Annotated in this window: 11 protein-coding genes and 1 pseudogene; 6 read left to right on the top strand and 6 right to left on the bottom strand. The window is 63.0% G+C overall.

The genetic code is table 11. The features are described 5' to 3' along the window. Positions 1-451: 451 nt before the first annotated feature. Both FHY06_RS13660 and FHY06_RS13655 read right to left on the bottom strand, forming a co-directional pair. A complete protein-coding gene (locus FHY06_RS13660) occupies positions 452-2,200 on the bottom strand; it encodes an AAA family ATPase (RefSeq protein ID WP_184605482.1) in 1,749 nt (582 codons plus the stop codon). A 474-nt stretch (positions 2,201-2,674) separates the two neighbouring features. Next, on the bottom strand, positions 2,675-3,397 hold the full coding sequence (locus FHY06_RS13655) for a helix-turn-helix transcriptional regulator (RefSeq protein ID WP_184605481.1): 723 nt from the start codon (positions 3,395-3,397) through the stop codon (positions 2,675-2,677). 145 nt (positions 3,398-3,542) lie between these two features. On the opposite strand from FHY06_RS13655, the pseudogene FHY06_RS13650 reads away from it, so the two are divergent. The 4 genes and pseudogenes from FHY06_RS13650 to FHY06_RS35145 all read left to right on the top strand — a co-directional run. Next, positions 3,543-3,761, top strand: a pseudogene (locus FHY06_RS13650) (3-hydroxyacyl-CoA dehydrogenase); the annotation flags it as partial. A 149-nt stretch (positions 3,762-3,910) separates the two neighbouring features. Further along, a complete protein-coding gene (locus tag FHY06_RS13645; protein WP_184605480.1) occupies positions 3,911-4,336 on the top strand; it encodes a MarR family winged helix-turn-helix transcriptional regulator in 426 nt (141 codons plus the stop codon). Continuing rightward, a complete protein-coding gene (locus tag FHY06_RS13640) occupies positions 4,333-6,096 on the top strand; it encodes a chloride channel protein (RefSeq protein WP_184605479.1) in 1,764 nt (587 codons plus the stop codon). Before FHY06_RS13645 ends, FHY06_RS13640 begins: the two co-directional genes overlap by 4 nt. A gap of 240 nt (positions 6,097-6,336) precedes the next feature. Then, the gene (locus FHY06_RS35145; protein ID WP_409327452.1) at positions 6,337-6,618 is read left to right on the top strand and encodes an Arm DNA-binding domain-containing protein; all 282 of its coding nucleotides are present in this window, start codon (positions 6,337-6,339) and stop codon (positions 6,616-6,618) included. A gap of 357 nt (positions 6,619-6,975) precedes the next feature. Here FHY06_RS35145 and FHY06_RS13630 read toward each other — a convergent pair whose 3' ends face one another. Then, positions 6,976-7,872 (bottom strand): oxidoreductase, encoded by an 897-nt coding sequence (locus FHY06_RS13630; RefSeq protein ID WP_184605478.1) that lies wholly within the window; start codon positions 7,870-7,872, stop codon positions 6,976-6,978. 85 nt (positions 7,873-7,957) lie between these two features. Here FHY06_RS13630 and FHY06_RS13625 point away from each other — a divergent pair, with 85 nt between their 5' ends. Both FHY06_RS13625 and FHY06_RS13620 read left to right on the top strand, forming a co-directional pair. After that, positions 7,958-8,842, top strand: a complete 885-nt coding sequence (locus tag FHY06_RS13625) for a MurR/RpiR family transcriptional regulator (RefSeq protein WP_184605477.1) — start codon at positions 7,958-7,960, stop codon at positions 8,840-8,842. Continuing rightward, a complete protein-coding gene (locus tag FHY06_RS13620; protein ID WP_184605476.1) occupies positions 8,842-9,702 on the top strand; it encodes an EamA family transporter in 861 nt (286 codons plus the stop codon). Before FHY06_RS13625 ends, FHY06_RS13620 begins: the two co-directional genes overlap by 1 nt. A gap of 114 nt (positions 9,703-9,816) precedes the next feature. On the opposite strand, the gene FHY06_RS13615 is transcribed toward FHY06_RS13620, so the two are convergent. From FHY06_RS13615 to FHY06_RS13605, 3 genes are all read right to left on the bottom strand, one after another. After that, positions 9,817-11,607, bottom strand: a complete 1,791-nt coding sequence (locus tag FHY06_RS13615; protein ID WP_184605475.1) for an acyl-CoA dehydrogenase — start codon at positions 11,605-11,607, stop codon at positions 9,817-9,819. 107 nt (positions 11,608-11,714) lie between these two features. Next, positions 11,715-12,245, bottom strand: a complete 531-nt coding sequence (locus tag FHY06_RS13610; protein WP_184605474.1) for a MarR family winged helix-turn-helix transcriptional regulator — start codon at positions 12,243-12,245, stop codon at positions 11,715-11,717. Between the two features lie 78 nt (positions 12,246-12,323). After that, positions 12,324-13,130 carry an alpha/beta fold hydrolase gene (locus tag FHY06_RS13605; RefSeq protein WP_184605676.1) on the bottom strand — a complete coding sequence of 269 codons (807 nt, stop codon included), beginning with the start codon at positions 13,128-13,130 and terminating at the stop codon, positions 12,324-12,326. Between the last annotated feature and the right edge of the window lie 106 nt (positions 13,131-13,236).

Raw genomic sequence — 13,236 nt, 5'->3', positions numbered from 1 at the left:
GTAAATTTTTACTCAAGTTGTGCGCTATTATTTTTGAGACACATCTCATCGGCGCAATTCGCTGCAGAGCGCTTTCAGCGTCTTGGTGATATCGCGACCGGAGGTTTGTCAACTCGGCGGCAATCCTGCATTTGCCAACTTGATATTGATAATCATACAGATCGCCTTGTTACCGAACGGTACGAAAACCTGGGACAAGTCGAAGAACCTGGGTTACGACATCCCATCCGTAGATGGCATTGCATGAATGCATGCGCTGAACTCATCATTTCTGTCGCGCTGTAGTCATCCTATGTGTCACCGCCTGCACGAGACTTCGCGACAAAGCTCAGTGTTGGAACCTTCGCTGCACACCCTGAAGAGCGGCTCCTCGATCTGCACAGCCGCAGTTCGGGGTGAGCCGGCTATAGGCGTTATGCCGCAGTCGAATGAGAAATGGTCTTGACGGCCATCATTTGCCCGAATCTTCAAATGCTTGCATGGCTTTCTTCACCAGGATCTTCTTCGCCGCGTTGAGTGCTTGATTTCCATGCGACGGGTTCTCGGTCCTGGCTCTTTCCGATGGGGGCGACACAGCCTCCCTTGAAGTTGTCCACGTCGTTTGATGCCTGGGTTGCTGAACACTGGCAGTCTGGCCAGTGTGCACATGGGTTGTCATGTGGCGGTCGTCAAGCGTACTGGGTGAGGCTGGCTGCACTCGAGTCACTGGGTGCGCCGTTGCAATGTTTGGGCTAGTAGGCGGATAGCCTGCTACGAAAGCGTCTTTGATCGGCGTCTGGGATGACGACCTCGTTTGCCTGGGATACGGCATTGGTACAGTGTGCGTTGAAAACTGCCGAGGTTGCCAATGTTCGGCAACCTTGGCAGTCTGTCCAAGAGATCCCGCCCCAGCATGATTGGAAGGCCCCGAAGGACTTGGTTGCACATGAGAGCTTGGCTGCCTGTTCGCAAGGTAAGAAGAAGCGGTATACGCATATTCTTGAAATAGGTTTTTCACTGGCGGATGCTGTACAGGTTGATAAACCGTGTCAGTGCGATTTTGCGCGTATGGGAAGAGATGAGGGGCGGTTGGAACAGGCCAGCGGCTCACGCCTGCCGCGGTCGCGCTCTGTTCGGGGAGGTGGTCAAGACCTTGGAGGGACCATAGATCTGGTCCGCGACCCCCACTGATTCCAGGTTGCGACCTTCTTATTACGCCAACATCTGTGGCCGCCCGTCGAAGCGTGTCTTCAGGAATCTGCGCTTGTCCGCCAAGGCGAATCACGGTGTCGCTCCTCATCGGCCCGCGCATAAGAGCATCTCGCAAGAAGTTGGCCGCACGCTGGCGTTGCGTGTATCTCTTCTGCGTAACCTGAAGTGCCTTCCGTTTTGCGAGTGGGCCGTATATGTGTGTGCCGTTCCATTGGAGGACTGCGATGGGAATCATCCCCCCGTTAACTTCAACCTGTACAGTGACAATCTCAAAGCCAAATCCTTCATCGCGCGGTCCAATTGTGGATTTCACCCGCAGCAGGCCAGACACTTCCTCCTCATCTTGCTTGTCCTCGGAAAAGCTGATCTTCGATATCACAAATACGACCGAGGCGCTATTGCAGACTGCCAATCGTCCTACGACGGCTGCGGGCGTGGATGCGAGCTTGTCATCGATCGTTGTTGTGATCAGCACCGCGCAGTCATAGTCTCGCGCAAACTGGGCGTATAGGAGGCCGGCTTTCGTCTCTAGACGTCTGTCGATTCGGGGGAGTCCGTCGAAAATGATCAGAGCGGGGGCACGGCCAAAAGCCTGCAATGCCCCGTCCAGATCTCGCAAATTTTCTTCATGGGAGGCGCTCTCCAAGTCGAAATAGACAATGCTGTCGGCTTCGGATTGAAGTGCCCTGAGCTGGAGATCAAACTTGCTTCTGTCAAGGCTATTGGTTGTGCATACAACAACCAAGCCCTTGCGGACGTTGCTGAGATCTGGCCAGTACGGAATTCCGCCGCCCGAAACAGCCGACGCAATCCACGCGGAAACCTTCGTTTTTCCAGAGTCGGCCGGACCGGCGATCACATGCAAAGACCCCTTGCAAATGTTTCTCTCCCACAGAAAATCGTGCGGCCGGACCTCAGAAATTCCCATTTTTTCGAGTTGCTTCGGCTTATCATGTTTGCTTCCAAATATTTCTTGGGTCGCAAGCCTGTCGTCAGATCTTTCTTCCATCTCGTCGTCGCGGTGTTATCAATCCAGTCTGGGAAGTGCGATTTCTAAAATCGTAGTCCAACCATCTACTCTAGCTGAGATCGTCTTCCTTTGAGAGCGAATGACTCGCTCGGTTTAGTCAAATAGTCATTTCTGGAAGGCGGCATATTGCAGTTCGTGGAGGTTCTCCTGTTTGAACTCTGCCGAAGTCAGGAGAGGCAGGCTACGGTCGGATCGTGCCTCGTGTGGTAGTTGCGCAAACCTTCGATCAGGGCTGCGGCGTCGCAGCGTGAGCGGAACCATTCGGCGGGCAGGCACTCGTTGCGGAACTTGCCGCTGCGGCCACTTGGGGAGCCGTTTTGTCAAGGCTTGCTGATTTCCCGGCCGACGAACCCCTGTCCGTTGTCCGTGCGCATGAGCAACGGCACGTCATATGCCGGCGCTTCGCGCCATGAGCCAAGTTTCAATTCCGCTACTGGGTTGTCCGACGCCGTCTCAGCGCCCCTTCTGCGGCAATGAGGCGATCCACGCATCCAGCTCATCCTCCCGGTAGCCCATGGCGCTCTGCCCAATCTGAACTGCTCTGGGAAAGGTGTTGTCGAAGTAGCGGCCCTTTGGATTTTGACGCTCATAAAAGCTCGAGCGAGAAAGGCCCGTGCGGGAGATAGCTTCCTTGGCGCGAAGGAGCCTCGCGCTGGACTTCGCGGCAGACGGCCTTTCCGCGTGAAATCTCGGCTCCGCGACAGCTGGTGCCGCTGGAGCGCGATGCGATACCTGAGTATCCGCGATCGCGCGTTCTTTGATCTCGAAGCCGGATTCCAGGCAATACCGGACGGCATCCACGCGGCGCAGATATGTCCCTGGCGCGGGAGAGAGCGCTTGTGTCCGGGCCGCAGTAAAGATCTGGAGCTTCTCCCGGACCACCCAGGTCTGCAGGTCCTGTAGGCGGTGCGCACATGCGTCTAGCCAGCGTTCTCTTTCCGACGATATCAATGGCTTGAGAACTTCACTTGAGAGAGCTGCAACTTCCTCTCGCCTACGCTGCATGATCATCTGCCGCGCCGAATATGAGCGCGGGTACAAACGCCTGGAAGCGAACTCATCTGTCCAGACTGCTCGCGTCTCGGATGAGGGCTGCATCTCCTCGATGCGACCGACCAGCGCATCGGCGATCGAAAACGTTAGCTCGCTGCAGGTAAGGAAGTCCTTGTCGGGCAAATCGACGATCCGAGCCTGCAGCCCGGTGCGACTAGGCGCGTCAGATTGTTGGTCAGTAGGGGGCGACAAGCCAGGAGCGTTCATTGGAAGGGATGTCTCACCACATACTCGTATGCGTCTTCGATTAGAAAGATTCTAGAGGCGGGCCAAGGAAATCGGCGGCGTGTTCGTCAAGTGCGACGTGAGCCAGGAAGTCGACGGTCAGGTCGCCGTGGCGGCCGCCCTCAAGCTCGGCAATCTGGTCGGCCTCGTCGGCTCCGCTGGCATCGCCCCGGCCGAGAAGACCATGGGCAAGAATGACCCGCACGCACTGGCCGCCTTCAGCGAGGCCGTCGCGGTCAACCTGATCGGCAGCTTCAACATCCGTCCGATGCTAGGCACCGTGGTGTCCTCTTTGCGCGAGGTGATGCTCCAACGTTCGCCGGCCGGCTGTACGGGATCTTGTAGTCACCCTAGATTCACCAGGTTTTATATCACGACGTGATATAGTTGGCTGACTCCGGCGTTCATTCCATGTCCCCTTCTGCCTACAAGCTCCGCAAGAACGACTTCGAGGCGCTCTCCCAGTTCCGCTACCAGATGCGCCGTTTCGAGCGCTTCTCCGAACGCGCCGCACAGGCCGAGGGCCTCACGCCGCAGCAGTACCTGGTGCTGCTGCACATCAAGGGCGTGCCGGGGCGCGACTGGGCCTCGGTTGGCGAGATCGCCGAACGCCTGCAGCTGCAGCCGCACGGCGCAGTTGCGCTCGTCACGCGCTGCGAAGCGCTCGGACTGGTGCAGCGCCGGCGCAGCGAAACGGACCGCCGGCAGATCGAGGTGCACCTGCTCGCCGAGGGCGAGAGGCTGTTGCTGCGGCTGGCCGAGCTCCACCGCGCGGAACTGCGCTCGCTCAAGGGCGTGTTCGACGTGCCGCAAATCGATCTTCCGGAAATTCCATGAGCTCCAAAGCCAACTCCCATCCGCCGCGCGGCGACTTCGCGCTCAACACGCGCCTCATGCGCATCACCGTCATGGCGGCCGTCATCGGCGCCGTCAGTACCGTGGCCGCGCGCGTGCTGCTTGACCTGATCCGCTTCTTCACCAACCTGTTCTTCTTCCAGACTTTCTCGCTGGCCGACCGTTCGCCGGCCACGCACACGCTGGGCGCCTGGGTCATCGTGGCGCCGGTGATAGGCGGTCTGATCGTCGGCCTGGTCGCGCGCTACGGCTCCGACAAGATCCGCGGCCACGGCATTCCCGAGGCCATCGAGGCGATCCTGTTTGGCAAGAGCAAGATGTCGCCGAAGGTGGCGCTGCTCAAGCCGCTGTCTTCGGGCATCGTCATCGGCAGCGGCGGGCCCTTCGGCGCGGAGGGGCCGATCATCATGACCGGCGGCGCCATCGGCTCGCTGATCGCGCAGCACTTCCACCTCACCGCGGCCGAGCGCAAGGCGCTGCTGGTGGCAGGCGCCACCGCAGGCATGACGGCAGTGTTCGGCACGCCGGTGGCGGCCGTGCTGCTGGCCGTCGAACTGCTGCTGTTCGAGCTGCGCCCGCGCAGCCTGCTGCCGGTGGCCGCGGCCTGCGCGGTGGCGGGCTTCGCGCGGCCGCTGCTGATGGACCCGGGCCCGCTCTTTCCGCTGCAGACCGCTGTGCCCGGCCCGCTCGCCATGCTGTCGTGCGTGATCGCGGGCGTGCTGTGCGGCGTGCTGTCGGCGTCGCTCTCGATCTCGCTCTACAAGGTGGAAGACTGGTTCGGCAAGCTGCCGGTGCACTGGATGTGGTGGCCCGCCATCGGCGGCCTCGCGGTCGGCATCGGCGGCTGGCTGCAGCCGCGTGCGCTGGGCGTGGGCTACGACGTGATCGGCGACCTGCTGCACAACCACCTTGCGCTGGGCGTGGTGGTCGCGCTGCTGGCGGTGAAGGCGGTGATCTGGGTCATCTCGCTGGGCTCGGGCACCTCGGGCGGCGTGCTCGCGCCCCTGCTGATGATGGGCGCGGGCCTGGGCGTGGTGATCTCGCACGTGCTGCCCGGCAATGATCCGATGCTGTGGCCGCTGGTCTGCATGGCGGCCACGCTGGGTGGCGTGATGCGCGCGCCGCTCACAGCCACCATCTTCGCCTTCGGGCTCACGCACGACAGCAACGCGCTGCTGCCGCTGCTGGCCACTTCGGCCGTGGCCTACGGCTTCACCGTGCTGACGATGCGCCGTTCGATCCTCACCGAGAAGATCGCGCGCCGCGGCTATCACATCTACCGCGAGTACGGCATCGATCCGATGGAGCGGCATTCGGTGGAAGAAGTGATGACGCGCGAGGTGCGCAGCATCGACGCGGCCATGCCGGTGGCGCAGGCGATGTTCGAGCATTTCGGCGAGGGGCAGGCGCACCGCGCGTTCCCGGTGTTGCGCAACGGCGCGGTGATCGGCGTGGCCGACCGAGCCATGCTCGCCGCACGCGGCACGCGCGACCCCATCGCCACGGTCGGCGATGCCTGCGCCGACGCCCCGCTCTATTTCGCGGTGCCGGGCGAGAACTGCCGCGCCGTTGCCACGCGCCTCGCGCGCCACAGGCTGGAGCGCCTGCCGGTGGTGAAGGACGCGCAGTCGTTCGCGCTGGTCGGCATCGTGGCGCGCAGCGACTTGATCAAGCCGTCGCTTGCGCACTTCGACGAAGAGGAAAAGCGCGAGCGCATGCGTGGACTGCCGTGGCAGGCCTGAGTGACCTGCCCCCTGTAGACGTGCCAATGTTGAGTTAGCGAGTCCAAGGTTGTGGAGACTACTTGATCTCCGGTGATTGCCTTGCATCGCCAGCGCGCTGGCGATGCAAGGCAGCGAAGCTGGCCGGCGGGATGTTTTGTGGCGGGCGGTCCAGTCCACACCAATATCTCGACATCCCGTACGCAGTTCGATCACCCCAGCTCCACCAACATAACGTCCAAGGGCGTTCACTGAAGTCCGGTGAACGCCCTTTTTCATTGGGGAACCTCCACTTGGCGGTCCAGTGATGTCCGATTAAGTCCACTGGTAGCCGGCGTAAAACCGGGGGAACAGACCGGGGAACAATGGAGCAGAATCCGAGCCATCCGGGACTCTGACTTGTATCTGGAGGTCAGTCCCGCCGGCTCAAAGCGGTGGTTCTGGAAGACCTACGCGAACGGGAAGGAGGGGCGCATGGCTTTGGGCAGCTATCCCGCTATGAGCTTGGCAGAGGCACGCAAGGCTCGGGATACAAGCTGCTAGAGAGCACGTCCGTGGTCATCGTACTGTCGAAGGTACTGGAACTGCTCTTCTTAATAAGGGACTTGGAGGATCTTTGCGTGGCCATGTTGGTGAATGAGTACGACATGGATCGATTGAGTGACCGATTGCATAGCCGAGGGGATTGAGCGTGAGTCTGAGTGCCTCTTCAAGGATCTGATCCTTGAAGAGGCACTCATTCGGCCAGCCAAATTGTTTTTTTTGGGGAAGCAGAGTCGCGTCTTGCGTGGCAGATGAGCGCATCGGCCCCGCCCAATTGAAGCACCGGGCCCGCCTCTCAATGGGCGTTCGAGGATTTGACGCTGACCCAGTGGAAGTACGGATAGCGTAGACAGGGAATCAGCCAGGACCGTCGCTCGCAGCCGCGAGCAGCGGCACCAAGACGTCGCTGATGGGTGTTGGAATGTTGTGAGCCTGACCGCGACGTGAGACGACACCGTTGCGAATGTCCCATTCGAGCGGACGGCCGGCTTCGCGATCCGTGAGGATGGATGTGCCCATGTCGGCGGGAGACGCCTGGAACTTGTCGAGGATCGCCTGCGGCACCTCGTCGCCAAGCTCGGCGCCCTCGGCGCGGGCCACCGCCAGACATTCCTGCAGATAGCCTAGGGTGAGCCTGGAGATGTCGGACCGGCCGAACATGCCCGAGCGACGCTGCGTAAGCGCCATGAGTCCGGCCACCGCGTTCTGCAGCAGCTTGCGCCAGGCCAGGCATTTGAAATCTGCCGCCAGTTCGACGAAACAGCGGGTGCCTTGCATCGCCTCGGCGATCACGCGGGAAGCCGGCGCGTCCGGCAGGCTGAGGCGAGCGTCGCCACGCAAGCGCACCGAGCCATCGGGCTGCGCCTGCGCGGGAAACCACACGATGGCGGGCACGATCCGCCCACGCGGGCAATGTGGCGCGACCCTCTCCAACTGCTCGACGCCGTTTTGCAGAACGCACACGACGGTTTCCGGGCCGGTCAGTGCGGCAAGCCATGCTGCGGCTGCCTCGATCTGCGTCGCTTTGACAGCCAGAAAGACGAGGTCGACCGGGTGATCGATCTGGATGGGATTCGTCCGGATCGGACCAGGAATGGTGATGAGGCGATCGCCATCGCGCAGCGCCAGATGACCGCGGGACGTGCGGCCGCACAGCAACGGCGTGCGGCCGACCTCGTGCAGCACCGCCGCGATCGTGGTGCCGATGGCACCTGGACCCACGACTGCCACGGATGGACTGCTTTCTGGATTCATGCAACGGGACTCCTGCGGCTTGGTTGCAGAGCACCTGCTTGCGTGGCGGTTGTCTGCTTAGGATGAGTACTGTAATATATTTCAGATGAGCGATTATGTTGGTAACGGAGTTTCTTTGGATGGAGGACGGCTCGGGCAATGGATAGGAAGCATCCAGGCCCGCTGCGGCAATCTGGCTGCCAGCGAAGCGAAGGTCGTGGCTCTTCTGCTCGCCGATCCCTTATTCGTCGGCGCGAGCACAACCGCGCAAGTTGCGGCTCGTGCGGGCGTTTCGCCACCGAGCGTCGTCCGCGCCGCGCGTGCCATCGGGTTCTCCGGGTTCACCGAGCTCAAGATCGAGATCGCTCGCGCCCGCGGCACGACCCGGTTTTTCGCACCGCCTGAAATTCTCGGTGCGGACGCGACGTCCGCCACGGTGCTCGAAACGTCCATCCGCGCAGGCACCGACGCACTGGCCGCACTCGCCGGGGCCGTCGAACTCCCTGCTGTCGACGAGGCGGTCCGCGCCATCCAGTCGGCGCGCCAGGTCATCGCGTACGGCACCGGCCCGTCGGCAACCGTCGCCGCCGATGCAGTCTTCCGCCTGCGAGCAGTCGGCGTGACGAGCATCGGCATTCCCGACCACCTGTCGGCGATGATCGCGACGCGCCTGCTCGGACCTGGCGATGTCGTCATCGCCGTGAGTTCGACGGGACGCACGGCGGCCACGCTCGCCGTCGCCGATGCGGCTTCCTCGGCTGGGGCGTCGCTCATCGCCATCACCAACCAGTACGGCACACCGCTGGCCACGCTTGCGGACGTTGCGCTGGTCGTTGGCGGCGCGCCGCTTCCGGCGCAGATGGCCGCGGCGGGGAGCCGGCTGGCGCAGCTCGTCGTGATCGATGCGCTGGTCGCGATGCTTGCGTTGCGAGACCCGGAGCGCAGCCGACGGGCAGAACGGGCGGGCATCGACCTGCCCGACATCTCCTGATGCATCCCGGCACGGTCGCGCTCGTGCTCGTTGCGGCGACAGCGCATGCGCTGTGGAACATCGCCTCGAAGTACAAGCGTGGCGAGACCTTCCTGTTCGTGTGGGCCTATACCTGCGCCTCGGCGCTGCTGTGCGTACCGATCGGCATTGCCCTCATGGCCGAGGGGCAACAGGTGCTTGATTGGCGGCTCGTGGTGGGTTCTGCGGTCTCAGCGGCATTGCACATCGCGTACTCGCTCATCCTGCAGGCCGGCTACGACCGTGCGGAGCTCGGGGTGGTCTACTCGGTCGCCCGCGGCACGGGGCCCATGCTGACGATGCTGTTCGCGGTTCTCCTGTTGGGAGAGCGGCTCACCACGGTCGCCATGCTCGGCGCGTTGGTGATCATCGCGGGCATCCTCGTCGTCGCGGGCAATCTGTTCAGAAGTGGCTCCCGCCATCCGGTGCCGGGGATCCTCTGGGGGGCCGCGACAGGCGGCACCATCGCCGCATACACTCTCTGGGACAGCTACTCGGTCACCTCGTGGTACCTGGCGCCTGTGATCTATTACGCAGGCACGCTGCTGCTCCAAGGCCTGATCCTGACACCCATCGCGCTGCTGCGGCGGCATCGGATTCCCGATGTCCTCCGTGCCGATGCCGTGCCGATCCTCATCGTGGCCGTGTTGTCCCCGCTCGCCTATATCCTCGTTCTCACCGCGATGCTGAGTGCGCCGGTGGCTTTGATCGCGCCGCTGCGCGAGTCGTCCATCGTCATCGGCTCTTTCCTCGCGTGCTGGCTCTTTCGTGAGGACCATCTCGCACGGCGCGTTGTCGGGGGCGTGATCGTGCTGGCCGGGATTGCGGCGATCAGCCTTTGATGTTCATGCGGGGGACTCAGGGGCTGGCGCGATTGCGAATTGGGGTTTCGGTAGCAGGGGAGGGCCGCCGAGCTTGGCCTTCGTCGCGCGGAGAAAGAGTCCCCTATCTTTACTTCAAAAAGCCTCGAGCGCCAGCGCCGTCACGCTCTCGGCACCTTCGACGATGCTGTCGCGGATGTCCGGCACCTTGTTCAGGATGTGCTCGGCATAGAAGCGCGCGGTGGCGATCTTGGCCAGCATGAAGTCGGTGTCGAAGCTGCGCGAGGCGAGGTCCTGCGCAATGATCAGCGAGCGCGCGAGCTGCCAGCCGGCCACGAGGTTGCCCGCGAGCATCAGGTAGGGCACGCTGCCCGCGAACACCGCGTTGGGCGAGGCCTTGGTCTGGCCGGCCACGAAATCGACGACTTCGACGAAGGCTTCGCGCGCAGCCTTCAGGCGCTTGAGCACGGCCGCGGCAGCGGGGTTGTCGCTCTTGGCGAGTTCGGCTTCGGTCTTCTCGATCTGCGCGGCGATCGCCTTGGCCGTCTGGCCGCCGTCGCGCGCCGTCTTGCGGCCCACGAGGTCGTTGGCCTGGATGGCGGTGGTGCCTTCGTAGATCGTCAGGATCTTGGCGTCGCGGTAGTACTGCGCGGCGCCGGTCTCCTCGATGAAGCCCATGCCGCCGTGCACCTGCACACCCAGCGACGCCACTTCGAGGCTCATCTCGGTGCTGTAGCCCTTCACCAGCGGCACCATGAATTCGTAGAAGGCCTGGTTCTGCTTGCGCGCGTCGGCGTCGGGGTGATGGTGCGCGGCGTCGTAGGCCGCAGCCGCCACGCTGGACATGGCGCGGCAGCCCTCGGTATAGGCGCGCATCGTCATCAGCATGCGCTTGACGTCGGGGTGATGGATGATCGGCGCGCTGGCATTGATGGAGCCATCGACCGGGCGGCTCTGCACGCGGTCCTTCGCGTAGGCCACGGCGTGCTGGTAGGCGCGCTCTGCAATCGCGATGCCCTGCATGCCCACGGCGTAGCGCGCGGAGTTCATCATGATGAACATGTACTCGAGGCCGCGGTTCTCCTGGCCCACCAGGTAGCCGATTGCACCGCCATGGTCGCCGTACTGCAGCACGGCGGTGGGCGAGGCCTTGATGCCCATCTTGTGCTCGATGCTCACGCAATGCACGTCGTTGCGCTCCCCGAGCGAGCCGTCCTTGTTCACGAGGAACTTGGGCACCACGAACAGGCTGATGCCCTTCACGCCTTCGGGCGCGCCCGTCACGCGGGCCAGCACCAGGTGCACGATGTTCTCCGCCATGTCGTGCTCGCCGTAGGTGATGAAGATCTTGGTGCCGAACACCTTGTAGGTGCCATCGGGCTGCGGCTCGGCGCGGCTGCGCACCATGGCGAGGTCGCTGCCGGCCTGAGGCTCGGTGAGGTTCATCGTGCCGGTCCACTGGCCGCTCACGATCTTCTCGAGATAGGTGGCCTTGAGCTCGTCGGAACCGGCCGTGAGCAGCGCCTCGATGGCGCCGTCGCTCAAGAGCGGGCACAGCGCGAAGCTCATGTTGGCCGAGTTGAGCATCTCGCCGCAGGCCGCGCCGATGGTCTTGGGCAGGCCCTGGCCGCCGAAGTCCGCCGGATGCTGCAGCCCCTGCCAGCCGCCCGCCACGTACTGCGCGAAGGCTTCCTTGAAGCCCGGCGTGGTGGTGACCGCACCATCCTTGAACGACGAGGGATCGCGGTCGCCCGCCACGTTCAGCGGCGCGATCACGTCCTGGTTGAAGCGCGCGCACTCTTCGAGCACGGCCTGTGCGGTTTCGAGGCCGGCATCCTCGAAGCCCGGCAGCTTCGCGATCTCGCCGATGTTGGCCAGATGTTCGATGCCGAACAGCATGTCTTTCAGGGGTGCTATGTAACCCATCTCTATCTTGCTTTTGCAGCAACTCCAAAGTAATCGGGAAATGTGGCCGGGCCGCATAGGGGGCAGCAGCCAGGCGGCAAGAGGCCGCTCGGTATGAATCTGAAGGACTAGCCTTGCTTGTCCATCTTTTCGTGTGCATCCACGAGCTGCGCCAGCAGCTTCATGAAGACGGCGCGATCCTCTGGCGACAGCGGCTCGATCAACAGCTCCTGCGATCGGTGGATGCTTTCCTGCAGGTCGTTGATCAGGTTCAGGCCGTCCTTGGTGATCACCGAAAGTCTTGACCGCCGGTCGTCTGGATTGACGCGCGTTTCGACGAGCCCCTTGTCGCCAAGGCGTTTGAGCACTTCCGCCGTCGTCGTCCGATCCAGGGAAAGCTCCCGGCCGATGGCCTTCTGATCAAGCCAGGGGTTCATGGAAAGTGCCGTCAACATGCCGACCTGCAGCGGCGTGATGCTCTCGGACTTGCACAGATCGAAGAAGATCGCCTGGCCGATCTGGGTCAATCGACGAATCAGGAAGCCCGGGCGACGCCACATCACTTCGCGCAGCGGATTGAAAGGCTCGGGGCCCTGAGGTTTTGCCGCCTCTGCTACGCCACCTGTCTTCTTCTGAGCGGGGGAACGCTTCGTCATCATCTCGAGATCGCCGATAGTCAGCCGGCGAGTGTACCGGCTGCCCTGTGTGTGAATGGATAGCCAATCGCGCCTCCACCGCTACGACAGGTCGATTTTCAGATGCTCGCCGAGCTGGCGATGGAACCCGTCCTCATCGTCCCAAGGGATCATGTGGCCGGCGCCCTGGACCCGACACTGCACCAGGCCTGGCGCGAGTGCTTCGATCTCCGTCAGGTCTTCCGCAAGCACCACGCCGCCTCGTCCCGCCGTCATGAGAAGCCCGGGCGTCTGCAGCTTGGCCAGGTCGGCGTGGATGTCGTCGCTGTGAAAACCGGCATGCGCCTGCACGATGGCCTCCTCGCTGCAGGTATGCAGCCACTCGGCCCGCAGTTGCAGCTGTTCGTCGGTCCAGGTCGGCGCGTAGGGGCGAAGCTCGTCGGCCGTCACACCCTCGATGGCCATCCGGATCGACTCCACATACCAGGACAGCGGCACCGGATAAGGCCGGCGGCCGGGACCGGAGACAGGGGGGTCGACCAGCAGCAGCCTGTCGATGCGACGGGCGTCGCGCGCGGCTGCGCGAATCGCCACGCGCGCGCCCATCGAATGACCCAGCAGCGTCACGGACGACCAACCCTGAACCTCCAGCAGCGCGAGCACGTCGGTCGCCATGGCATCGAGGCTCGCGTCCATGCCGGGCGCGCTGGAGGACAAGCCGCGCCCACGAAAGTCCAGAACATGGACGTCGAAGTGGCGAGCCAGCCGCTCGGCAACGAAACCCCAGGTGATCGCGGGGCTCGTGATGCCGGGCAGCAGGAGCATGCGCGAGCCGTGCCCGCCATAGCGCAGCAAGTGCAGCCGCACCCCGTTCGCGCGTACGTGATAGCCATGAAGAAGGGAACTCATTGCGACTCCGAACTGTTCCATGCACAGTCGCTCTCGCTCCAGGCCGGTGTTGAAAATTGCATCGATGAAAAATCCTGTCATTGCGCCGGGGCTTGCGGCACCCGGC

Source organism: Variovorax atrisoli, from assembly GCF_014195185.1.
GTDB lineage: Bacteria > Pseudomonadota > Gammaproteobacteria > Burkholderiales > Burkholderiaceae_C > Variovorax > Variovorax atrisoli.
The sequence above is the reverse complement of the archived record's forward strand: the minus strand, read 5'-3'. Positions and strand labels throughout refer to the sequence as shown.